The organism is Rhizobium sp. YTU87027 (assembly GCF_050644135.1).
GTDB lineage: Bacteria > Pseudomonadota > Alphaproteobacteria > Rhizobiales > Rhizobiaceae > Rhizobium.
The window spans coordinates 219906-243749 of the sequence record NZ_CP098440.1; the positions used below are offsets into that span (position 1 = coordinate 219906).

The following is a 23844-nucleotide window of genomic DNA, read 5'->3' on the forward strand; positions in this document are numbered from 1 at the left end:
TTCCGGCCGCCTTTGCTTTATGTAGGCGCAAACCGGAGTGATGCATGTCGATTGTCAGCAGCCTTAGCCCGCGCGCCGTTATGGCACCTGAAAGCGGGATCGTCGAAGTCGTCAACTATGCCCGTGGCCGCGATGGGCTTCTGCCGCTTTGGGTCGGCGAGGGCGATCTGCCGACGCCTGAGTTCATCAACAAGGCGGCGATTGATGCGCTCGCAGGCGGCGAAACCTTCTATACCTATCAGCGCGGCATCCCCGAGCTGCGCCAGGCGCTCTCGGACTACTACGCCCGGCATTTCGACATCACTCTGCCGGTCGAGCATTTTTACGTCACCGGTTCCGGCATGCAGGCGATCCAGATCTCAGTGCAGGCATTGACTTCGCCAGGTGACGAGCTCGTCTATCTGACGCCCGCCTGGCCGAACATTGCGGCCGCCCTGGAAATTGCCGGCGCCCGTTCGGTCGGCGTGCAGCTGACTTTCGAGGGCGGCAGATGGTCAGTCGATCTCGACCGTATCGCGGCGGCGATCACGCCGAGGACGAGGGGGCTGTTCATCAACACGCCGTCCAACCCGACCGGCTGGACAGCAACCAGGGACGATCTGGCAGCCATCCTCGCGCTCGCGCGCAAGCATGACCTGTGGATCATGGCTGACGAGATCTACGCGCGCTATTACTTTGCCGGCGGCCGGGCGCCGTCCTTCCTCGACATTATGGAGCCGGACGACAAGATCATGTTCGTTAACTCCTTCTCGAAGAACTGGTCGATGACCGGCTGGCGCATCGGTTGGATCGTTGCCCCGCCGCAGACCGGCCAGGTGCTTGAGAACCTCATCCAATATTCGACCTCGGGCGTGGCGCAGTTCATGCAACGGGGGGCAGTCGCCGCCTTGAATGATGGCGACGCGTTCGTGCAGTCCAACATCGAAAAGGCCAGGCGTTCCCGCGACATCCTTTGCGACGCGCTGATTGCGACGAACCGCGTCGAAACGCTGAAGCCGGATGGCGCGCTCTATGCCTTTCTGAAGATCGATGGGGTGACCGACAGCCGCAAGGCAGCGATCGACATCGTCGACAAGACAGGTGTCGGGCTAGCGCCGGGCGCGGCTTTCGGCCCGGGTGGCGAGCTTTTCGTGCGCGCCTGCTTCCTGCGCGATCCGGCCCAGATCCGGATGGCGGCGAACCGGCTCTGCGACTACATCCTGACGCTCTAGCTGCCCGCTCGCGCTTTGGTGGTGTGCGGCAACTCCGCACGGCAGCTTGAGGGCTGTTGCAGAAAATCCGGCTGATTGGCACAAAGCGCCTGTGAGGTCTCGGCGGAATATTTTCAACTGAGCCTCACTCGGGCGCCTAAATCGGCGAGTGCTGAAAGACCGGCATCAACGTGCCTTCTGACAATCGGCTAAGGTAAAGCCGCGCAGTATCAAGCGCTTCGCGAATGGTCACATCCATATCAAGATAGCGATAGGTTCCGAGGCGTCCAACAAAGGTGATGGATGTTTCGGCGTTTGCACGTTGTACATATTGGGCCAGTTGTTCTTTGTCCTTGACGAGACGGATTGGATAGTAGGGGATGTCATCATCACCGCAAATGCGGGAGAATTCCCGGTAACAGACGGAACCTGTATGGTTCTCCCAGGGTGAGAAATGCTTGTGCTCGGTGATGCGCGTGTAGGGCACGGACGCGTCGCCATAATTCATGACCGCGCAGCCCTGGTAATCGCCGTCATAGTCGAAGCGCTCGAAGTCAAGCGTTCGATATCCCAATGGGCCGAACTCGTGATCGAAATAGCCGTCGAGCGAGCCGGAGTAAAACACATGCGCAAATTCTTCTTTTTGCGTGCGTAGAAAGCGCGTCTTGAGGCTCACATGGATGTTGGGATGGTCCAGAATGCGACCGACCATATCGCTGTAGCCGTTCTCAGGCATTCCCTGGTATTTATGCGCGAAATAGTTGTCGTCATAGTTGAAGCGCACGGGAAGTCGTTTGAGAATGGACGCCGGCAATTCCGTCGGCGAGCAACCCCACTGCTTCTGTGTATATCCTTTGAAGAAGGCCTCGTAGAGGTCATTGCCGACAAAGCGGAGCGCTTGCTCTTCGAAGGTTGTCGGGTCCTCGATCGTTTTGTCCGCCTGCGTCTCGATGAAGGCACGGGCATCGTCTGGGCGGAAAGTTTTCCCGAAGAACTGATTAATCGTGTGCAGATTGACGGGCAATGAATAGACTTGGCCCTTCGAGGTTGTCTTCACCCGATTTTTATAGGGCATGAAGGTCTGGAACCTATTCACATAGTCCCAGACTTCAGTGTCATCCGTATGGAAGATATGCGGCCCGTACACATGGACCATCACCCCGGTTTTTTCGTCGCGCTCGGTATGGCAGTTTCCTGCAATGTGGGCGCGCATATCAAAGATCTCGACCTGATGGCCAGCCAGCGCAAGTTCCCGGCCGATCACCGCACCGGACAATCCTGCACCAACGATACCAATTCTTCCATTTGCCCGCATTCCAGGACGCTCCACTCTTGTATCGAGAAACTCTTTGCTAAAGGTGTTACGCCGCAATCGAGCTGCGCATCAGTTCGTCATAAGCGCCGATCAAATGATCCAGAGCGAGACCTTGCTCCTGGGGGCCGAAGCTGAGGTGGCTGACAGTGAAATCCGAATAAATCGCCGTGGGCCGGTCGAGGAGTTCCGGCAGATCGACTGTCAATGCGCGCTCGTCGTCCCCTTTCGGCAGGGCCATATGCACGAGGTCCTTGCCAAGCCAGGCAATGAAGTTGATCGATTGGCGCTCCTTCCATTCGATTACTTTGCTCGGCAAAGGCAAATGCTTGCTGTTGGTTTGCAGGAAGTAGTCGTGCAGTTCGTTCGCACGATCCGCGCTTTGCCACAGGCTTCCGCCAAACCCACCCGGCGGGCGCTCGAAGTGACCGACATATTCGGGGATGGAACCGGCCACTTGCTGCCAATGGGCGCAGACCCCGTTATTCACCACATTGGCGGAGACAATCACGTATTTTGGGTTTGTTCGCCGGAACTCAATGAAATCACTGAGTTTTTCGAGATCCAAATAGACGATGTCGTCATCACACTTCAAGAATATCGAGTCTGAAAATGCCCGCAACCGTGTCGCGTAGAAGTTATAGGCTTGCCAATAGGGCATATGCTCGTTCCGATTGCCCACGAAGCGCTGTATCCGCGAGCGTACATTTCCGAGCTCCAGGGAAGCACCCCAGCCGCCGCGGACCATGATCGACGCACCGGCAGAGATATCCAGGTCACTCCAGGTCCCGACAGCCACGTTGTTGACGTGGAGCGAGGGGATACCCGCCGCATCGACGTTGAGTACGATCTGGTTTGGAGTGCCTGGCGACAGAATACCGGGGGTCGCTCTGCTCCAGATGGCAGGAATACCGTCACGATCGAAATTGCTGAGCCCGCTCCGCGACAGCTTCCTCAGGACGGAGTGCGAATTGTTCCAGCCGCCCACCACCAGCTCGAAATACTCTTCACCGCCGTCGTTGGGAATGATTGCGATGTGAAGGTCGTTGGTGATTGTTGCGCTGAGGCGGAGCGGCTGATTGGGCCCTACCGAGCCCTTCGACTGGTATGGAGCATCCGACCCCATAAAGCGAACCGGGCCGAATTCACGCGTGACCCATTCGTGGTCTTCCTGCGAGCGCGTGAAATCCCAGACATGCCACTCGTCTATGATCCCGACATCCATGGCTGAATGAATGTATCGGGTCAGGATTTCCATTCTTTTCTGCCTGCCCGCAAAGGTGACAAGTATAACTGGAGCCATTTCAGCCTCGCTTCCTGGGGTTGGTTCCGCTCATTGCGCACGAGCAGTTTCTGCCGTCCACAGACGGTCGTCATACGGGATCGGGGAAAAGGCGTGCCAGTTTGCCAGTTTCTCGATATAACGCCGGCGGTAGTCGGCGCTGTCCTCGAACTCGATGTTTTCGTTCATGATCTCCACCCCGACTTCGTAGTAGATGTCGAGGTTTTTCAGATCAGGCATGGGTGTTTCGCCACGCTCGCACTCGCCCTGCACTTGCCAATACAATTGCTCGAGGCGCTGAACGAGAGCGGGAATGTCGCGAAGAACGCTGGCGTCGCGGTGGCTCTCCAAGGACTGCCTTACTGCGGCGAGGGCCTCACGGTCCTGCGCAAGTCTGACGGCTTTGCCAACGTAGTCGTCAGGCCCGTCGCATATCAGTTCCGGCACGCCGGTCGCAGCGACGATGCTGGCACAGAAGCGCGATGCGAAGCCATTGCCGGGGAAAGTCAGGACAGGCAATCCCATGGTAACGGCGTCGCCTGCCGTGGAATGCGCTCCGTAAGGAAAGGTATCCAGGAAGAGATCGGCCACACCAATCCGGGCAAGATGCTTCGGATTGGGAGCCTTGGGGGCGAAAATCAACCGTTCCGGCGCCACCCCATGTCGCTCGGCGGCTTGCCTGAGACGCTGATCGACATCCTCGCCTCCGCTGAGCAACCAGAGAACACTACCCGGTGTTGCCGAAAGAATAGCCATCCAACGGTCAAAGCAAGCAGCGGTGATCTTCTGCATGCCGTTGAAGCAGGCAAATATAAACGCATCCTCGGGCAGCCCTGCCTCCGCCCGGTCCGGTCGAGGCGCGATCTGCCTCTTGCGATCGACCGGCTGGTTGCAAGGTATCCGCAGTACTTTTTCCGAATAATAGATCTCGTTGCCCGGCGGGATGATGTGCTCGTCGGCGATGATGTATTGGTGGAATGGGCTGCCCATGGTGCCGGGATAGCCGCAGAAAGCGACGATCACCGGCGCCGGCCGATAAGCAAAGATCTTGGTGCGCGCGTGCTTCGTGTAGCCGTTCACATCGACGAGAATGTCGATCTCGTCTGCAATGATCTGCCTTGCGGCATCGCTGTCGCTGATCATCGAAATATCGCGCCAGCAGTCGATGGCATTCATTATGCGCGATTGTGTTGCATCAGCCGTACGCGCTTCACCACAATAATAGGCGTAGATCTCGACGGTGCTCTTGTCGTGCGTCTCGAAGACCTCGCTGAGCGCAAAGCCGACGGCGTGGTCGCGCAGATCAGACGACACATAGCCGATGCGCAACCGTTGCGCAGTGTTGGATTTTTGACGAGGGGCGATGCGCGCAAACCCGGTCAAGTCGGGTCGACCGACAAGCGACTTGCAGTAGCGATAGGCTTTGGCAAGCTGGAAGATAGGATCGTCGGCATAGCAGGCGAGGGTCAGCGGCGACAATGAATCCAGGAGTTGTCGCTCGGAGACGTGTTCCGAAGGGACCAACGTCGGCCACTTGCACTGGCGTTGCCGCAGAGAGGTCCAATGCTGAGCTGATTCGATTTTGTCGGGCCGCAACTCAATCGCCTGCCAAAGGGTCTTTTCCGCCTCTTCCATAAGTCCTGCGTTCTCAAGCACTCGGCCGATATGCTGTAGAATCATCAGGCGATGCGTAACGCGTTCGGGTGTGATCTCGGCCGTCATCTCCGCAAAGGCCTGCCATTGCTGGATCGCCAGTCCGGTCAGGCCGGCATCCTCCAGAGCGCGGCCAAGATTGATGTGGCCCTGACCGAAACGCGGCTCAATCTTCAGGCCGGCGCGCAGTGCATTAATCGAGCCGGCCAGATCGCCCAGCTGCCGTAGCGTGACGGAATAATTGAAGTAGACGAGATGAAGCAGGGAATTGGAATCGTTATATGCAATCCACGACCGGTAAAGTTCGCCAGCTTGCTCTCTCAGTCCGGCGGAATTCAAACTCTCGGCACACTGAAACAATTCCGTCAGCGAAAGTCGCTGTTGTCGTGCGCGTTCAAGTAGACCGGGAAGTGGCGAAAGAGGCTCTGAGGCAAGATTGGTGTTGATGTCCATAGAAATTCCGATGACAGGCGGCCGACACTGAGAACATGTTTTGAAGGGTCATAGTCGCGTTAGCTTGCTTTGGGCTTGTGCTTTCATTGTTCGCGCAGTTTTGCCTCTTCTATTCCGTCCGCAACCCACATCATTCGAATCGCCGACCTCCCGAAAGCATAGGAAGTCCCCATGTCGAAAAACTCAGATCCTACCGAAATGTTTTATCTGGCTTATTGGCTCTCGAAGAGCCGCGACTACGTGGATCTCAGGTCATATTGAAGACTTTCGACGCCCGCGTCTCGCCGATATGTTGCCAAATCGGTCGGCCGCCTAGTTTGTGTCCGAGGTAAGCCTGTGCTTAAACCTTCTCGATCCAGTAAAGTTTGCCCTGTCCAAGTCCGAGACAAATTTGTCCTTGGATTCGGCCCGTTAACTCAAAATTTAAGCTTGGCCGCTACCTGTTGTCTCAGAAGTCCACAGTTCGCAACTGGGTAAGACTTCGGCAAAATGAATGGACCGACCCTTTCCTGAGGAGGCTTCATTCATGGGCGTAGGAAGCAGGATGCTTTGTGTCCTGTCTGCATGAGGCCTTCCTGCGCTAGGGCTCCCGCGAGCCATGTCCTCAATCCGACATTTCCGTTCGTTGAGACGCTTCGACCCAAGTTTTCGCGTCGAGATGAACGGGCGCCGCATATGGCACGCGCATTACGAAGCTGAGCCTCGGATAAGGGGTTCGCCGCGTTTGTCTCGTGGTCGGCAGCATCGGTGATGTTCACAAACGATTAACCTCGAAGGCTCGCGTCCATGACTTCCATCATCAGCTCCCTTAGCGCCAATCAGATCAAGTCCCTTTCGACCGTCACAATCGCCTCGCTGACCACCAGCGACATTGCGGTAATGACGACCACTCAGGTCAAGGCTCTCTCCTCGGCCCAAATCGCGGCGCTCAGCACCGACGATATCGCGGCTTTCTCCACCGGGCAGATGAGCGCGATTGCGGCCACATCGGTCGCTGGCTTGACTCTGAGCCAGCTTGCCGCTCTCGACACCTCGAAGATCGAAAGCCTGGCGTCGTCTCAGGTTGCGGCACTGAATTCAACGCAAGTTGCTGCTTTGACGTCATCCCAGGTCGAAGCGCTGACCTCTTCGCAGGTTGGTGCCATGACTTCGGCGCAGGTCTCGGCCCTGTCCACCGATGATATTGCGACCTTCTCGACCGCCGATGTCGCAGCGATCTCCGCGACTGCCTTGGCGGGCCTTTCCACCGATAATCTCGCTGCCCTGTCGACCGATCAGGCCGCGGCGCTGAAGACCACCCAGATTGCAGCGCTGAAGACTGCCCAGATCGCGGCGCTCACCACCGCCCAGATCGGTGCCTTGAGCTCGTCGCAGATCAATGCTCTGTCCGGCACCCAGGTGGCGGCGCTAAGCACGGCCGATATTGGCGTCCTGTCCACCGATCAGGTCGCCGCTCTGAGCTCGAAAGCCATCGGTTCGCTGACGACCGCCCAGATCGGTGCCCTGAGCACGGCCCAGGCCGAGGCGCTGACCTCTGCTCTTGTCGGCGCTCTGAGCTCGACGCAGGTCGCGGCCCTTTCTTCCGCAGACATTGCGACCTTCTCGACGGCCGATATCGCGGCAATCTCGGCAGCTGCGCTGGCAGGCCTTTCCACCGACAATCTTGCAGCCCTGTCGACCGATCAGGCCGCGGCCCTGAAGACTACACAGATTGCGGCGCTGAAGACGGCTCAGGTTGCAGCACTGACGACCGCCCAGGTCGGTGTTCTGAGCTCGTCGCAGGTAAATGCTCTGTCCGGCGCCCAGATGGCGGCACTAAGCACCGATGATTTTGCCGTCCTGTCCACCGATCAGGTCGCTGCGCTGAACACCAAGGCTATCGGGTCGCTGACGACTGCCCAGATCGGTGCTCTGAGCACGGCCCAGGCCGAGGCCTTGTCGACCGGTCAGGTGGCTGCCCTTGGCTCGGCGCAGATAGCTGCCCTTTCTTCCGCAGATATTGCCACCTTCTCGACCGCCGATATCGCGGCAATCACCGCCACTGCGCTGGCAGGCCTTTCCACCGGTAATCTCGCGGCCCTGTCGACCGATCAGGCCGCGGCTCTGAAGACTACACAGATTGCGGCGCTGAAGACGGCTCAGGTTGCAGCGCTGACGACCGCCCAGGTCGGTGTTCTGAGCTCGTCGCAGGTCAATGCTCTGTCCGGCACCCAGGTAGCGGCGCTGAGCACGGACGATCTTGCAGCCCTCTCCACCGATCAGGTTGCAGCGCTGAACACCAAGTCCGTCGGCTCGCTGACGACTGCCCAGATCGGTGCCCTGAGCACGGCCCAGGCTGAAGCCCTGACCACCGGCCAGGTGGCTGCCCTCGGATCGGCGCAGATCGCAGCCCTTTCTTCCGCAGATATTGCCACCTTCTCGACCGCCGATGTTGCGGCAATCTCGGTGGCTGCGCTGGCAGGCCTTTCCACCGACAATCTCGCAGCCCTGTCGACCGATCAGGCTGCGGCACTGAAGACTACACAGATTGCGGCACTGAAGACGTCCCAGGTTGCGGCTCTGACGACCGCCCAAGTCGGCGTCCTGAGCTCGTCGCAGGTCAATGCTCTGTCCGGCACCCAGGTGGCGGCGCTGAGCACGGACGATCTTGCGGCGCTCTCCACCGATCAGGTTGCAGCGCTGAACACCAAGTCCGTCGGCTCGCTGACGACTGCCCAGATCGGTGCCCTGAGCACGGCCCAGGCTGAAGCCCTGACCACCGGCCAGGTGGCTGCCCTCGGATCGGCGCAGATCGGGGCCCTTTCTTCCGCAGATATTGCGACCTTCTCGACCGCCGATGTTGCGGCAATCACCGCCACCGCCCTGGCGGGTCTGACGACCGGCAATCTTGCAGCCCTGTCGACCGATCAGGCCGCGGCGCTGAAGACCACTCAGGTTGCCGCACTGAAGACCGCCCAGATCGCGGCACTCACGACCGCCCAGATCGGTGCCTTGACGTCGTCGCAGATCAATGCCCTGTCCGGCACCCAGCTGGCGGCGCTAAGCACGGCCGATATTGGCGTCCTGTCGACCGATCAGGTTGCAGCGCTGAACACCAAGTCCATCGGCTCACTGACGACCACTCAGATCGGTGCCCTGAGCACGGCCCAGGCCGAGGCGCTGACCTCTGCTCTTGTCGGCGCTCTGAGCTCGACGCAGGTCGCGGCCCTTTCTTCCGCAGACATTGCGACCTTCTCGACGGCCGATATCGCGGCAATCTCCGCGACTGCGCTGGCAGGCCTTTCCACCGACAATCTTGCAGCCCTGTCGACCGATCAGGCCGCGGCACTGAAGACTACACAGATTGCGGCGCTGAAGACTGCCCAGATCGCGGCGCTCACCACCGCCCAGGTCGGCGTCTTGAGTTCATCGCAGGTCAATGCTCTGTCCGGCACCCAGCTGGCGGCGCTGAGCACGGACGATCTTGCCGCACTCTCCACCGATCAGGTCACCGCTTTGAACACCAGATCCCTGGCGTCGCTGACGACCGCTCAGATCGGTGCTCTGAGCACGGCCCAGGCCGAGGCGCTGACCTCGACGCAGGTCGCCGCCTTGACCCAGGCGCAGGTGGGCGCGCTGTCTTCCGCAGACATTGCCACCTTCTCGACGGCCGATATCGCGGCAATCTCGGTGGCTGCGCTGCCGGGGCTCTCGACTGACAATCTCGCAGCCCTGTCGACCGATCAGGCCGCGGCCCTGAAGACTACACAGATTGCGGCGCTGAAGACGGCTCAGGTTGCAGCGCTGACGACCGCCCAGGTCGGTGTTCTGAGCTCGTCGCAGGTCAATGCTCTGTCCGGCACCCAGGTAGCGGCGCTGAGCACGGACGATCTTGCAGCCCTCTCCACCGATCAGGTTGCAGCGCTGAACACCAAGTCCGTCGGCTCGCTGACGACTGCCCAGATCGGTGCCCTGAGCACGGCCCAGGCTGAAGCCCTGACCACCGGCCAGGTGGCTGCCCTCGGATCGGCGCAGATCGCAGCCCTTTCTTCCGCAGATATTGCCACTTTCTCGACCGCCGATGTTGCGGCAATCTCGGTGGCTGCGCTGGCAGGCCTTTCCACCGACAATCTCGCAGCCCTGTCGACCGATCAGGCTGCGGCACTGAAGACTACACAGATTGCGGCACTGAAGACGTCCCAGGTTGCGGCTCTGACGACCGCCCAAGTCGGCGTCCTGAGCTCGTCGCAGGTCAATGCTCTGTCCGGCACCCAGGTGGCGGCGCTGAGCACGGACGATCTTGCGGCGCTCTCCACCGATCAGGTTGCAGCGCTGAACACCAAGTCCGTCGGCTCGCTGACGACTGCCCAGATCGGTGCCCTGAGCACGGCCCAGGCTGAAGCCCTGACCACCGGCCAGGTGGCTGCCCTCGGATCGGCGCAGATCGGGGCCCTTTCTTCCGCAGACATTGCGACCTTCTCGACCGCCGATGTTGCGGCAATCACCGCCACCGCCCTGGCGGGTCTGACGACCGACAATCTTGCAGCCCTGTCGACCGATCAGGCCGCGGCGCTGAAGACCACTCAGGTTGCCGCACTGAAGACCACCCAGATCGCGGCACTCACCACCGCCCAGATCGGTGCCTTGACGTCGTCGCAGGTCAATGCTCTGTCCGGCACCCAGGTGGCGGCGCTGAGCACGGACGATCTTGCAGCCCTGTCGACCGATCAGGTTGCAGCGCTGAACACCAAGTCCATCGGCTCGCTGACGACCACTCAGATCGGTGCTCTGAGCACGGCCCAGGCCGAGGCTCTGACCACCGGTCAGGTGGCTGCCCTCGGCTCGGCACAGATCGCAGCCTTGTCTACCGATGATATTGCGACCTTCTCGACCGCCGATATCGCGGCGATCAAGTCGACCGCAATGCCAGGTCTTTCCACAGACGACATCTCGCACCTGTCCAGCGACCAATTGCTGGCCGTCACCACGGCGCAGGTCGCAGCACTCAACACGTCTCAGGTGGAAGCGATTATCGCGGCATACCACGCGATCTAAGGTGTGGCCGAGCAGCGGGGCGATCGTCGTCATGATCGCCCCGTATGCACGATGATCTCTGTTTCTACGGCATGCTAAACCACGCCGAGCATTTCCCTGTGAATTCCTCTCGGTGGACTAGGGCGGTTGGTTCGCCGTGGTATTCAGTGTCAGCTTATAGTTAATCGAGACCGTTTTCATCTTGCGAGGGCGCTGATATTTACCCTTGGCAATGGCGCGGCACCCGAACATCAGCTGATTGAAGCAATTTGACAAACAACGCAACTAAACGCGGTGTCGTTGCTGCCCCCCGTAGCTTCTTTGGCCTACAGCAGAAGCTTGCCACCTTTCTCGAGCCAAGTGCTGTCATGTGACACCCCGAGAGCAGCAACCAGTCCCTTTGACGGCCACCGCGCCGGCTATACAGGTTAGGTATGGATGGTGTAGCAATTCCCTTAGAGGTTTAGCGAGGGGGTGCGTCTTGGTCAGGAAGATAATTTCCCTCGTTTTGGGAACGGTTCTCGTCATCTCAGGAGTCTATGGCCTCCTGTACCTGCTGTACTTTACCGTCAATCCCGTCAGAATCCTGTATTTCCTGGTTCCCGGTGGATTGTTCGCCATTGGGATAGCGATCCTGTGGGAAGACCTGACGGAATTCCTTCGACGCCGTTAAAGTCAGAAGATGGTGGTGGCCGATCAGCGGTCATGGCCAAAAAATGACTTGTCGCCCGCGATCGTCGAGTGTAACTGGCGATTATCGCGCAAAGCGGCCGCTTCCCTTGATCCGTCAACGGCGGAGTAAACAGGTGGACGAATAGTCGTCCAGGTGGCCGAGTACACGCCAGCCATGCGCTTTGAGGCATGGTTCGGCCAGCGTTTTCCAACAAGCAATGCTTGACATCGCGTCAGGCCCAACCACCGCAAGCCTCAGGCGGGCGACGCTGCATGCTTGCGTCGATCGGAACACGCCCATGAACAGACCACTCATAGTCATCTTTGCCTCCATTGTCCTCGATGCCGTCGGCATCGGCCTCATCTTTCCGATTCTGCCTTCGTTGCTGCAGGAGGTCACCCATTCCAATGACGTGGCGCCCTACATAGGCACCATGACCGCTCTCTACGCGGTCATGCAGTTCATTTTTGCGCCGGTGCTTGGCGCTCTCAGCGATAGGCTCGGCCGTCGACCGGTGCTGCTGATTTCCCTCGCAGGCGCAGCCATCAACTACTCGTTCCTGGCGGTTGCATCCAATCTCGGGATGCTGCTGCTCGGCCGCGCGATCGCGGGCCTGACAAGCGCCAACATATCCGTGGCTACCGCCTACATCACCGACATTTCTCCTGAGCACATGCGCGCACGTCGCTTCGGCTTGTTCAACGCCATGTTCGGAATCGGCTTCATCATTGGTCCTGTCCTCGGCGGCGCCCTTGGCGACCATTGGCTGCGGCTGCCGTTCATCGCGGCGGCGGTGCTGAACGCCTGCAATCTCCTGTTGGCGTTCTTGGTGCTGCCGGAGTCACGCACGCCGACCCGCGAGAAGATCGACTTGAGCGCACTCAATCCCCTTCGACCGCTGCGCTTTGTGTTTTCGGTGAAGAGTGTGCTGCCCATCATCTTCATCTTTTTCGTCTTCAGCGCCACCGGGGAGGCCTACGGCACATGCTGGGCCCTCTGGAGCAGCGACGCATTCCAGTGGAACGGGCTTTGGATTGGCCTTTCACTCGGCACCTTCGGCGTCTGCCAGACGCTCGCCCAGGCGTTCCTCCCGGGGCCAACCGTGAAACTGCTCGGCGAGCGCAGCGCCGTTCTGACGGGCGTTGCCGGCGTCTGCATTGCACTGACCGTCATGGCTTTCGCGACCCAGAGCTGGATGATCTTCGCGATCATGCCGGTCTTTGCCCTCGGCGGCATTGGCGTGCCGGCTTTGCAATCCCTGGCGACCCGGCAGGTCGACGAGAGCCAGCAAGGCCAGTTCCAGGGCGTGCTGGCATCGGCGGTGAGTCTGGCGTCGATCGTGGGGCCGCTGGCTTTCTCGAGCCTCTACTTCGTCGTCAAAGAGCAATGGCCCGGTGCCATCTGGCTATCGGTCATCGTCGTTTACGCGATCAGTGTGCCGATGGTTCTCGGCTTGCGCCTCAAGACACCGGCGGCAGCCTCGGCAATCGAGAGCGTCGGCTTCTGAAGATGGTGCAGCGAGGCGGCGCGTCGATAAGATTTACCGGCCGCGGAAGTCTCACAGACCGCCGAAGCCGACACCACGACTGGTGGGGGAGGCGTCAGTCTGTGCGGTTTGCACGATCCGCCGCGTCGAGTGCTTTCACGCTGACGGCGGCGACGAGGCCAGTCAGGACGATGCCGGAAAAGCCGATCACCAACGCCAGTATCCGCGCCAAGGTATGCTTCGGTGCAAGATCGCCGTAGCCGATCGTCAGTCCCGTGACGAAAGTGAAATACACCGTTTCACCGAACCGCCAGTCTTCGATCTGGCCGATGACCACGCCGAAGCCAACCATGATGACAAGAATCCCGGAGATGACTGGCCATAATATGCGAACCTGCTGGAACAGCGCGGCAAAGAACAGTCGTCTCATTCGCTTCGATTGAACCCTGGAGCTTTCCGCCATGCCTTCTCCCTCTCAGTTCGTATGGTGCGTCGCCATGCCTCCCTTGCAGTGCTGTCGAACCGCATGCCCGAGGTCCGAGGCGCGGATGACCACGCACCTGGCGTCTTATGCCAGTTGCTCACTGCGCATATATCAAGACGGATTTGCAGGAGGCAAGACAAACAACGTGAATGCAAAAATGGCATAGAGCGCAAGGGCCATGACCCCGGCATACCATGCTCCACGCCCGCCATTGGACAAGAGGGTTGCTGCTATCGTGGCAACGATCATCATCGTGACCGCGCCCCGCCAAAACTGAAGGGTCATCGGTTCTGGGCCGACGAAATAGCTGACGAGCACCAGGACCGGCGCGACAAAGAGGGCAATCTGGGCTGCACTGCCCAGTGCGATCCCGACGCTGAGATCGAGGCGATTTGCACGGGCGGCCGAAAAGGCGGTGGTCATCTCCGCGGCTGCGCCCACCAAGGCTACGACGATGAAACCGACGAAGGCGGGTGTCATTCCAAGGTGCTCTGCCGCGACTTGTACCGAACTGACGAAGATCTCGCTCACCATCGCGACCAATAGCGTAACGACGATCAACAGGATGACGCTGAGCCCGAGCGGCCAAGGTTTTTCGTCTTCATCCGCGTGGCCGACGCTGGCGAAAAGCTCCCGGTGTGTCCTCAATGAAAACAGCATACCGAGCGCATAGACCACGATGAGAAGAACCGCCAAGCCCAGGCTGAGGTCTTGAGAGACATGCAGGGCAGGAGGCTGGTCCACTTCACTAATCAACGATGGAACCAGAATGGCGATTGTTGCAAGGAATAGAAGACAGGCCTGAAAGCGTGCGTTGATGCGATTGAATTCCTGGACGTGATGCTTGAGACCTCCAAGGAAAAATGCACCTCCGAGCATGAATAGGGTATTGGTCACGATCGCGCCTGCCAGGGACGCCTTGACCAATAGGTATTGCCCGGCCTGAAGAGCCGCAAGCGAGATCACAAGTTCGGTCAGATTCCCAAGGGTGGCGTTTAGCAGGCCGCCGACAGCGTCTCCGGTCCTGGCGGCAACGGCTTCGGTTGCGCGGCTGAGGAGCGCGGCCAAAGGCACAATCGCCACCACTGAAACGAGGAACAGCAGCGTATGCGCATCGGGCATGATCCGTTCCAGGAGAATAACAATGGGCACGAAAACAATAAGCGCGAGAGCAGGAGATCGACTGACTTCGTCCGCAATGACCCTTCCCACGCCGCGCGATGACGCGGACGAAGGCCTTTCCTCAGAATTACCCATGCCCTTTTCTCCGGGGATCGGAGCGACCCGTGGAGAAGCGTACCACCATTTAGGATTGATGTCGCGGCACTCTTCGCGTCTCGCCGAGACGAGTTGCGGAAGCAAAATTGAAAGCACAATCCATCGTCATTGCCCGACTCATCGTCGACTTTGGGGCCTGGCGGCCATCATTCGATGATTGGCCTTCTTCGAAAGGCCATGTAAACGGTCCAGTGTTGTCCTTAGGAGCTCCAATGTCCGACACCCCCGTCATTTGCGAGGTTCGCTATTACATCGACTCGGATGCGATTAGTGAGTTCAAAAGCTACGCGCAGACTTGGATGAGGCTGATTGAACGTTACGGCGGGACGCACGACGGATATTTCATTTCGCGTCAGGGCCCGGCTGGGGCCATCTTGACCTTCCCAGGAGCAGGGAAGGATGAAGTTCGTGCGCTTGCTGTTGCGCGATTCACTTTCCCGGATGACGCCGCCTATTTTCGGTATCGCGACGAGGTTGCCAGAGACGCTGAAGCGATCGAGGCGAATTCAAGATATGGAAAAACCCCGCCATTCGAGAGCTATGAACGCGTGTTTCTGGAACGCCTTGTATGAACGGTGCAGAGAAGTCTGTTTTGGGGCCATGGGTGGTCACTTTCTCGCTCAAACGGCGGATCGATAAAATTGTAGCAGAGCGCGAAATCGGCCTCTAACCACACCATCAAACTTACCCGGGCTGAAACCCTGGAAGCCGGATTCGATAGGAGATTCTGTAAGGAAAAGCCGCGTCAGATGCACCCCGCGTAAATGAGGCGGAGATGCAGGACATGGCAATTTTGGTCACGGGCGGGGCGGGCTATATCGGCAGCCACATGGTCTGGACATTGCTGGATGCGGGGGAGGGCGTCGTTGTCCTCGACAATCTATCGACTGGCTTTCGCTGGGCGGTCGCTCCGCGTGCGCGTTTCTATCTCGGCGATGTCGCCGATGGCCAGGTTCTCAAGACGATCTTCGTCGAGAACGACATCGAAGCGATCATCCACTTTGCCGGCTCGGCGATCGTGCCCGCATCCGTTGCAGATCCGCTTGCCTATTACGACAACAATTCCGGCAAGACGCGGGCGCTGTTGAGCGCTGCGATCAATGCCAGTATTCGCCATTTCGTCTTTTCCTCCACGGCCGCCGTCTACGGGCCACAGAACACGCCCGAGCCGGTCAAGGAGACGGCGCCGCTCAATCCCGAGAACCCTTACGGCCAGTCGAAGCTAATGACGGAATTCATGCTGCGGGACGCTGCGGCGGCCTACGACTTCGACTATGTGGCGCTGCGCTACTTCAACGTCGCCGGCGCCGATCCGCTCGGACGCAGCGGTCAATCGACTTCAGGCGCGACGCACCTGATCAAGGTCGCCTGCGAGGCAGCGCTTGGTAAACGCAGCGGCGTTCATGTTTACGGCATCGATTACCCGACTCATGACGGTACCGGCGTGCGCGACTACATCCATGTGAGCGATCTCACCGTGGCTCATCTGAAGGCGCTTCAGCATTTACGCCGTAGAAGCGGCTCGCTGGTCGCCAATTGCGGCTACGGCACCGGCTATTCCGTCCTCGACGTGCTTAACATGGTCACCCGTCTGCACGGTCACTCCTTCAAGGTTCACATGGCGCCAAGGCGTCCGGGCGATGCCGCAAGCGTTGTCGCGGACTCACGGCTTGCCCAACGCGTTCTGGATTGGAAGCCGACGCACGATTCATTGGAGACGATCGTTCAAAGCGCGCTCGACTGGGAAGAGTTTCTGCTCAATCGCAACGCCGACGATCTACAGAGCCTCCACCGGGCGCTCGCCGCCGCGTCGTTCTGAGACCCAATGCAATCCTCGACCTCCGCCGGCGGCCATCGACTATGCCGCCGAGTGCGGTAAGGTGACGTCATGCGGCAGTGCCGGTTCACTCCAAGCGAGGTTCCCGAATTGCGGCGAAGGGTGTCATGGAAGCGAGGAGGTCAGCATGCGGGATGAGGTTCAGCAGAGTGAGGTGATTGTCGAACGGCGCGCCTCGGCCGGTATCGTCCGCCTCAATCGACCGCGTGCGCTGAACAGCCTGACACTCGACATGGTCCGCGCCTTTGCCGCAGCAATGGACGACTTCGCAGCGGACGCCACTATCGCCACTGTGATCGTATCCGGGGAAGGGGAGCGCGGCTTCTGCGCCGGCGGCGACATTCGCGCACTGCACGAAAGCGGCCGCGCCGGCACCGATCTGGCCATGACTTTCTGGCGCGAAGAGTTTCGCCTGAATCACCGTATCGCGACCTATCCCAAGCCCTATGTCGCTCTGATGGACGGCATCACCATGGGTGGTGGCGTCGGTCTCTCATCGCACGGGCGCCACCGTGTCGTGACCGAACGAACCAAGCTTGCTATGCCGGAAACCGGGATCGGCTATTTCCCGGATGTCGGGGCGACGTGGCTGTTGCCGCGTGCGCCAGGCGAGGCCGGTACCTGGATGGGATTGACGGGACTGACGGTCGACGCAGCAGATATCATCTATGCTGGATTGGCCGATCACCACATCGCTTCCTTCCGGCTGCCTGACATCGTCGACACGCTGGCGGAATTGCCGCGAAACGCAGCGCAGCGTGACGTCGAGGCGGTGCTGAAGAACCTATCCAGCAATCCGGGGACGAGCGCGATCAGAAGCAACCGCGACCTGATCGAACGTTGCTTTCATTTCGGCACCGTCGAGGAAATCATCCATGCGCTGCAAAGGGAGCCCGGCGATTTTGCCGCTGAAACGCTGCGGATCATCGAGACGCGCTCCCCGACCAGTCTTAAGCTTGCTCTTCGTCTGCTGCGCCAGGGCCGGCAAAGCAGAAACCTTGCCGGATGCCTGAACCGCGAACTCGGCGCCTGCCAGCAGATATTGAAAAGCCCGGATTTCTACGAGGGCATCCGCGCCGCCATTATCGACAAGGATCGCAATCCACACTGGATGCCGGCTGCACCGGAAGCGGTCGACCAGGCGGCCATCGATGCTTTCTTCCGGCCGGCGGAGCCACCGCTCGCGCTCTAATCTTCAGCGCCACATCCCGCGCATTCGCGCTCCGACATCGACGCGCACCTGCCGCGCCTGATGTGACGCACCGCCGTCGGCCCTCGCCTGCGGCCAGCCGACCACCTCGAAGAACTGCAGCAGCGTTGCCGGGATGAAGCGCGTGCGCGAGGCGTAGACATGCCGGTCGCCCTGCGCGTTTTGACCATGCGTGAAGAAGCGCTGCGGCACGACGAGGTCGAGATTGTCCTTCGCGCGGGTCATCGCGACGTAGAGAAGTCTCCGTTCTTCCTCGATCTCGGCGCTGGTGCCGACCGCAAGGTCGGACGGGATGCAGCCGTCAACGACATTAAGCATGAACACTCTCGTCCATTCCTGTCCCTTGGCGGAATGTATTGTCGACAGGATCAGATAGTCCTCGTCGAGCAGAGGCACGCCGGCCTGGTCACTGGTCGCATCCGGCGGGTCGAGCGTCAGTTCCGTCAGGAAGCGTTCGCGGGAAGGATAACCGCTGGCGATCTGCTCGAGCTGCAGAAGGTCGGCCTGACGAGTCGAGGCGTCTTCGTGCAGTCGTTCGAGATGCGGCGAATACCACTCGCGAACGAGACCGATCTCCGCCGGCCAGCCCGCCTTGCTTGTCTTGACCTCCTGCAGCATCGAAACGAAGGCCGTCCAATCCTCTCCGGAGCGGGGAGGGGCCGGCAGTTCGGCAAGCACCTGCATCGGGCTCGAGTCCGCTGCCATCTGGTCGATGACGCGCTGCGCCGTCGAGGGTCCGACGCCCGGGAGCAGCTGCATCAACCGGAAGCCGGCGACGCGGTCGCGCGGATTCTGCGCAAAGCGCAAAGCGGCCATCATGTCCTTCACATGCGCGCTGTCGAGGAACTTCAGTCCGCCGAATTTCACGAACGGAATGTTGCGGCGGGTCAACTCGACTTCCAGCGCGCCGCTGTGATGCGATGCGCGGAAAAGAACCGACTGCTGCTTGAGCTTCACGCCTTCCTCGCGGTTCTCCAGCACCTTATCCGCGACGTATCGGGCCTGTTCGGTTTCATCGCGCACGGTGACGAGCCTTGGACGTTGGGCCGATTGGCGCTCCGTCCAGAGGTTCTTGGTGAAGCGCTCCGAGGCGAGATCGATGACGGCGTTCGCCGCCGCCAGGATCGGCTGCGTCGAGCGGTAGTTGCGATCGAGCGTGATGATGTTTGCGGAGGGGCTGAATGCGGCCGGAAAGTCGAGAATGTTGCGCACAGTGGCCGCACGAAAGGAATAGATCGACTGCGCATCGTCGCCAACGACAGTCAGGCCTTGTCCGCCGGGCTTCAATGCGAGCAGGATCGAGGCCTGCAACCGGTTCGTATCCTGGTATTCATCAACCAGCACATGGTCGAAACGGCTGCCGATATCGTCCGCGATGATCGGCTCGCTGACCATCTGCGCCCAGTAGAGCAGCAGATCGTCATAATCGAGAATGTTCTGGTTCTGCTTGGCTTCGACATAGGCGCCGAAGAGTTCCCGTAGCTGATTTTCCCAGGCCGAGCACCACGGGAACGCGTCGCGCACAACGAGGCCGAGTTCGCTTTCCGAATTGACCACGCGCGAGTAGATCGCAAGACAGGTGCCTTTCGTCGGAAATCGGCTCTCCATCTTCGAGAAGCCGAGCTCGTGCCGGATGAGGTTCATCAGATCTGCGCTGTCTTCGCGATCATGGATCGTGAAGGCGGGGTCGATGCCGATCTGCTCCGCGTAGTCGCGCAGGAGCCGCGCCCCGATCCCGTGAAAGGTGCCGCTCCAGGCGAGGGCATCCGCCATGATGCCGGAATTGCCGCCGAGGACCTGGGCGCAGATGCGCTCGACACGCCGCGCCATCTCGGCGGCCGCGCGACGGGAAAACGTCATCAGCAGGATTCGGCGTGGATCGGCGCCCTTGACGATCAGGTGCGCAACACGGTGCGCGAGGGTGTTCGTCTTGCCCGAACCGGCCCCGGCGATGACAAGCAGTGGTCCGGCAACGTGTGTGCCGTCAGTGAGCGTGCCGTATTCTACGGCCGCGCGCTGCTGGGGATTGAGCTTTTCAAGATACATTCAGCCGTCCGGTTGCTTCGGCGGAGAATCGCACCGCGGAAATATTCGACGTTCCTTGAATGTTCTCGAAGGACGCCGCTGTCAAGAACCGTTTCGTGAGGGGAAATCGGGTACGATAACACGTCGGGTCAGCTTTAGGGTGCGATCCGGCTGGAGGATATAGGTTTCCTTAACCCTGCTGCCGGTCGAGTCGTAGAAGGAATTGTAGATGACACTGCCGGGTGGGGATTTCGTCAACTTTGTGCGCGGCTGCCCGCCATAGGTGATGCTGCCCGGGATCGGCTGTACCTCGGTCGAGCTGTCCGTGGTGCAGCCCGATAGCATCACGACCGATAGAATTGTCGGAAGCAGAATTTTCATCGTTGCAATCCCGCACTAAACCGTGGGTATATATTGTCCTCTAGGTCAAGAAGCCAAGTAGTGCTTGCTGGCCTATGTGAGGTTCGTCCAAGTATAGATTGATGCGGCGCAACTAAACCTCCCCTCCGGCGTTAGTCAGCGACTGGTTTTGCCATTCGGAGGCGATCATGGTGCTTCGATTTTCAGACGACGGAAGGTCACGGCGACGCCTGCGGGCAAGGCCACGACGTCGCATCAACCCGCGCCTCGGTGGAAAGCGCCCTCAGCGCCGCCGATGACATCGATAGCAGCGAGGGATTCGTTCGGCATAAAGGCCATATCGAGCGGGCGATTGCGGTCGCTGAAGACGTGGTGGGTAAGGGGCACGTCTGCGGCCGGATGCTACGACGTTAGCCGGGCTACTCACATATAATACTGTAAATTCATCAGTTTTGGCGCGCGCATACTGCACGTAGCTGCGCATACAGAAGCGTCCACCTACCAGTATGTAAAATCATACAATTTAGCTTAGTCGAAAATACGAAGAGTTAACTGGGCGAAAGTAGTAGCGGCGCCACTGGAACTAAAACCGCTTTTCATTAGTTAATGCTTGTAATCAAAATACGGGAGAGGCGCATGCGAAGACTTCTTCGACTGGGAGTGCCGGCTTTTGCGCTGGCAATAGGGACCTTCATCACGCCGGCTTCGGCTTCGCTGGAGATCACGAGCGACTATTCCGCCCTGCCGCGGGATGAGATGGCGATGAACGAATATACCGGTTCGGTGTCCTGCACCGGGCCGACGACGCATTATGTTCCATCCTTCATTCGGTCTTTTGACGGCACGATTATCGGCGTCGGCTACCTGGAAGTGCAGAGCGACGGTCACTGTTGATCGTCTCTGCTTCGCTTGGAAATTCGATGAAATAGAGTAGCCAAGATCGCGCTCTCCTCGGTAGGGTCGATCAACTTTTCTGGTTGTGCGTTGTGCGTTGCAGCACATTGCGTTAGCTTCCCGCGAAGCTGAGCCTCAACCAGAAGGATACCCGATGATCATTGAGAGCAAGCGGATCGGATGCCTCGACGGCCTGCGTGGCCTGGCCGCCCTTTGGGTGCTCGTGGGCCATAGCCTGCAACTGACAGGCTGGCACCTTCCGATCCTTTCGTCGCCGGATTTGGGCGTTGACCTCTTCATTATGCTGTCCGGCTTCCTGATGGTTTTTCACTATCAGCTGCGCGAGACGGCTAATCCCTGGGAAAAGCCATCCACCTGGTTCGGCTTCTGGCTGAAGCGCTTTTTCCGCATCGCGCCGCTCTATTATGTGATGCTGTGCATCGCCCTGGTGTTAGGGCCGCAGCTCTATGAGAGCCGCATGGTCATTGACACCTTTCTCGCGCATGGCCAGCAATTGCCGGAGCGCTATGTGGATGGCAGCCTGCGCAATCTCTTCATTCATGCAAGCTTCCTCTTCGGGCTGCATCCTGCCTATGCGTTCCGCACGCCGCTGCCGGATTGGAGTCTTGGGCTGGAGATGCAGTTCTATGCAGTCTTCCCGCTTGCGATGCTGCTTTTGCGGAGAACCAGATGGCTGCCGGGCGCTGCCGTTGTTGCGCTTGCCGCCTTCCTCATCGCCAAGACCATTCAGGCCGCGCATGTCGATTTTCCTATGCCGTCTTTCCTGCCGCTGAAGATGCACGTCTTCCTGTGCGGCATGCTGATCGCCAACGGCTTGTTCGTGTCGCAGCGGCAAACGATCATGAACGGCTTGCTTGCCGTCATTCTGGTGATGATTCCGATTGGCGGGGACATGACCTCGACGAAGGTCGCCATCCGCGTGCTTCTCGTGATCGGCTTCTTCGCGCTGGTGCACTATCACCTGTTGCCTGGCCTCATCGGACGGCTCGGCGACCGTGTCTCTTCCGTCATGGGAAATCGCTTCTGTCATTGGCTCGGCGAACTTTCGTTCGGCGTCTACCTGATCCATTTGCTGCTGCTGCAGCCGATCGCTGCGTTCATCATCAGGCATTTCGGGGCTGAGATTTCCGCGCCGGTACGTTTCGCGATCGTCGTGGCCGCCCTTCTGCCGCTAGCCTATGCGTTGGCTTACCTCGGTTTCACGCGTATCGAAGGGCCGGGCCAGAAGCTCGGGCGCAAAGTGTTGGACAGGATCGGGAGAGGGCGTCTAAAGCCGGCGTGAGGCGGCTTATTGCAATCGAGGCTCGTTGCTTTCGCAGAGGGTGACGAGCCTCTGACCATCATCATGATGGCTGCCGATGTTCTATTAAGGGACGTGCCTGAATGGCAATCAGCTTTGTCGTGCTGATAACAGCAAGTGCCGCCAAGGGTTAACCAAAAATAAACTATCGCCCTATTCTGAGACAGGTTGTCAAATCTGTGCGGATCGGCGGATGAAGCTGATCAATGGAGCTTCAGCTTCGCTTCCTCTGCAGCCGCGACGAACTCAGCGCGGGCCTCCTCAACCGTCTTGCGGCCATCGAGAGCGGCTCTGCATGTGCTTCTTGCCTTCAGATAACGCAATCCGCGAGCACTCGGCCAAAGGTCTGCCAGGTATTTCAGCGCGTCCAGGGGACCGAGGATGGTGCGCGCGCCCGTATTTTCAAATCCCACGTGGATAGGATCATTCCATCTCTCTGCGGCCATCGGCGTGCTCCTCTATTGCTTAGGCCAAAAACATGCGCATCAGCCTCCTTGTTCCTCCAGAAGGTCTCATGCTGAAGGTATTTTAGCGATATTTTCAGGCCCCGCAAATGGGAAAACTGGTGCGGGTCGACCGCTGTATTCGTGGCGTCCGGGTCTAACGATCTTTTGCACCGCAAGGCGTTGTCTCCCTTCGAGCGGCGGCAGACCGGCTGCTTGCACTTTTAACTGGCCGAATGTTGCGCTTTGTGCAACCATCAAGCCTCAACGTAAGCCGCCCCCTGTCAGCGTTGGAGATCGGAGATGCAGGACCTCAAGCATGTGCTGAACGCGGAATGCCAGAAATATGTGTCTCTGGTCGTATCCATGCGACGTGGTGAATATCGATGGCTCGAGGTCAACGACGCCACCGGCAGCAAAGTGGACGTCACCGATGCGAAGCTTGCGGCATTTGAGGAGACGGTCCGAACGTTGAGGCAGATGATCCAGGATCTCGATGCATCCGATTATCTGTCATGTCGTCCGACGAAGGACTGGCACTTCGACGCCTGACATCACGCTGAGGCCGTTCGTCTTCGAGCCAACGACCTGCGGTTCCGCGCAACGAACCTACCGGAAGTTATAAAGCGATTCCGGATCGTAGACGCAGGCGTAATCGAGCAGGCACTGCTTTCCCTCGGCATCGCGCAGGTTGGTCGTGTCACGCTTGTCGCCCGGCCCGCAGCGAGCCGGCGGATAACGGAAGCTGCGGCCACCGATGCCGACGCGCACGAACACCTTCTTCTCCTGGCGAATGATTTGCGCGATCTCGCCGCATGTATGATCGCGGGCGTTGATCTGGGTGACAGCGCCGGCAAAGGATGCGGACGACAGCAAAAGCACAGCCGCTAGAACCACATTTCGCATGATACGTCCTCCTGGTTGCTGGCA

The 23844-nt window shown here is 59.4% G+C and carries 19 protein-coding genes; 10 read left to right on the forward strand and 9 right to left on the reverse strand.

Features of this window, described 5'->3' with window-relative positions; genetic code table 11:
* Window positions 1-44 precede the first annotated feature (44 nt).
* Window positions 45-1211 carry a pyridoxal phosphate-dependent aminotransferase gene (locus tag NBG89_RS01110; protein WP_431321357.1) on the forward strand — a complete coding sequence of 389 codons (1167 nt, stop codon included), beginning with the start codon at window positions 45-47 and terminating at the stop codon, window positions 1209-1211.
* 136 nt (window positions 1212-1347) lie between these two features.
* Here the strand turns inward: NBG89_RS01110 and glf are convergent, their stop codons facing one another.
* From glf to NBG89_RS01125, 3 genes are read right to left on the reverse strand one after another with little or no spacing between them, the layout of a single operon-like run.
* Window positions 1348-2505 carry a UDP-galactopyranose mutase gene (gene glf, locus NBG89_RS01115; RefSeq protein ID WP_431322751.1) on the reverse strand — a complete coding sequence of 386 codons (1158 nt, stop codon included), beginning with the start codon at window positions 2503-2505 and terminating at the stop codon, window positions 1348-1350.
* A gap of 46 nt (window positions 2506-2551) precedes the next feature.
* Window positions 2552-3805: a hypothetical protein gene (locus NBG89_RS01120; RefSeq protein ID WP_431321358.1), complete on the reverse strand. Its 1254-nt coding sequence runs from the start codon at window positions 3803-3805 to the stop codon at window positions 2552-2554.
* A 30-nt stretch (window positions 3806-3835) separates the two neighbouring features.
* Window positions 3836-5890, reverse strand: a complete 2055-nt coding sequence (locus NBG89_RS01125) for a glycosyl transferase (RefSeq protein WP_431321359.1) — start codon at window positions 5888-5890, stop codon at window positions 3836-3838.
* A gap of 786 nt (window positions 5891-6676) precedes the next feature.
* On the opposite strand from NBG89_RS01125, the gene NBG89_RS01130 reads away from it, so the two are divergent.
* The 3 genes from NBG89_RS01130 to NBG89_RS01140 all read left to right on the forward strand — a co-directional run bounded on the left by NBG89_RS01130 (window position 6677) and on the right by NBG89_RS01140 (window position 13083).
* Complete coding sequence (locus tag NBG89_RS01130; RefSeq protein WP_431321360.1) at window positions 6677-10924, forward strand: beta strand repeat-containing protein; 4248 nt, start codon at window positions 6677-6679, stop codon at window positions 10922-10924.
* A gap of 460 nt (window positions 10925-11384) precedes the next feature.
* The gene (locus NBG89_RS01135; protein WP_431321361.1) at window positions 11385-11576 is read left to right on the forward strand and encodes a hypothetical protein; all 192 of its coding nucleotides are present in this window, start codon (window positions 11385-11387) and stop codon (window positions 11574-11576) included.
* A gap of 298 nt (window positions 11577-11874) precedes the next feature.
* Window positions 11875-13083, forward strand: coding sequence for a TCR/Tet family MFS transporter (locus NBG89_RS01140; protein WP_431321362.1), 1209 nt, complete (start codon window positions 11875-11877; stop codon window positions 13081-13083).
* 94 nt (window positions 13084-13177) lie between these two features.
* On the opposite strand, the gene NBG89_RS01145 is transcribed toward NBG89_RS01140, so the two are convergent.
* A complete protein-coding gene (locus NBG89_RS01145; protein ID WP_431322752.1) occupies window positions 13178-13492 on the reverse strand; it encodes a potassium channel family protein in 315 nt (104 codons plus the stop codon).
* A 165-nt stretch (window positions 13493-13657) separates the two neighbouring features.
* Window positions 13658-14803: a calcium/proton exchanger gene (cax, locus tag NBG89_RS01150; protein ID WP_431321363.1), complete on the reverse strand. Its 1146-nt coding sequence runs from the start codon at window positions 14801-14803 to the stop codon at window positions 13658-13660.
* A 107-nt stretch (window positions 14804-14910) separates the two neighbouring features.
* On the opposite strand from cax, the gene NBG89_RS01155 reads away from it, so the two are divergent.
* From NBG89_RS01155 to NBG89_RS01165, 3 genes are all read left to right on the forward strand, one after another.
* Window positions 14911-15396, forward strand: coding sequence for a hypothetical protein (locus tag NBG89_RS01155; protein ID WP_431321364.1), 486 nt, complete (start codon window positions 14911-14913; stop codon window positions 15394-15396).
* A 212-nt stretch (window positions 15397-15608) separates the two neighbouring features.
* Window positions 15609-16643 carry a UDP-glucose 4-epimerase GalE gene (gene galE, locus NBG89_RS01160; RefSeq protein ID WP_431321365.1) on the forward strand — a complete coding sequence of 345 codons (1035 nt, stop codon included), beginning with the start codon at window positions 15609-15611 and terminating at the stop codon, window positions 16641-16643.
* Window positions 16644-16788: 145 nt separating this feature from the next.
* Window positions 16789-17853: an enoyl-CoA hydratase/isomerase family protein gene (locus NBG89_RS01165; RefSeq protein ID WP_431321366.1), complete on the forward strand. Its 1065-nt coding sequence runs from the start codon at window positions 16789-16791 to the stop codon at window positions 17851-17853.
* Window positions 17854-17856: 3 nt separating this feature from the next.
* Here NBG89_RS01165 and NBG89_RS01170 read toward each other — a convergent pair whose 3' ends face one another.
* On the reverse strand, window positions 17857-19917 hold the full coding sequence (locus NBG89_RS01170) for an ATP-dependent helicase (RefSeq protein ID WP_431321367.1): 2061 nt from the start codon (window positions 19915-19917) through the stop codon (window positions 17857-17859).
* 81 nt (window positions 19918-19998) lie between these two features.
* Window positions 19999-20277, reverse strand: coding sequence for a hypothetical protein (locus tag NBG89_RS01175; protein WP_224560443.1), 279 nt, complete (start codon window positions 20275-20277; stop codon window positions 19999-20001).
* 615 nt (window positions 20278-20892) lie between these two features.
* Between NBG89_RS01175 and NBG89_RS01180 the strand changes: the two genes are divergently transcribed.
* Window positions 20893-21150 (forward strand): hypothetical protein, encoded by a 258-nt coding sequence (locus NBG89_RS01180; RefSeq protein WP_088703949.1) that lies wholly within the window; start codon window positions 20893-20895, stop codon window positions 21148-21150.
* Window positions 21151-21304: 154 nt separating this feature from the next.
* The gene (locus tag NBG89_RS01185) at window positions 21305-22453 is read left to right on the forward strand and encodes an acyltransferase family protein (protein ID WP_431321368.1); all 1149 of its coding nucleotides are present in this window, start codon (window positions 21305-21307) and stop codon (window positions 22451-22453) included.
* A gap of 221 nt (window positions 22454-22674) precedes the next feature.
* On the opposite strand, the gene NBG89_RS01190 is transcribed toward NBG89_RS01185, so the two are convergent.
* The gene (locus NBG89_RS01190; RefSeq protein ID WP_431321369.1) at window positions 22675-22917 is read right to left on the reverse strand and encodes a DUF982 domain-containing protein; all 243 of its coding nucleotides are present in this window, start codon (window positions 22915-22917) and stop codon (window positions 22675-22677) included.
* A 300-nt stretch (window positions 22918-23217) separates the two neighbouring features.
* Between NBG89_RS01190 and NBG89_RS01195 the strand changes: the two genes are divergently transcribed.
* Entirely contained in the window at window positions 23218-23466 is a 249-nt protein-coding gene (locus NBG89_RS01195) for a hypothetical protein (RefSeq protein WP_088691332.1), read from the forward strand.
* A 57-nt stretch (window positions 23467-23523) separates the two neighbouring features.
* On the opposite strand, the gene NBG89_RS01200 is transcribed toward NBG89_RS01195, so the two are convergent.
* Window positions 23524-23820 carry a hypothetical protein gene (locus NBG89_RS01200; RefSeq protein WP_431321370.1) on the reverse strand — a complete coding sequence of 99 codons (297 nt, stop codon included), beginning with the start codon at window positions 23818-23820 and terminating at the stop codon, window positions 23524-23526.
* Window positions 23821-23844 lie beyond the last annotated feature (24 nt).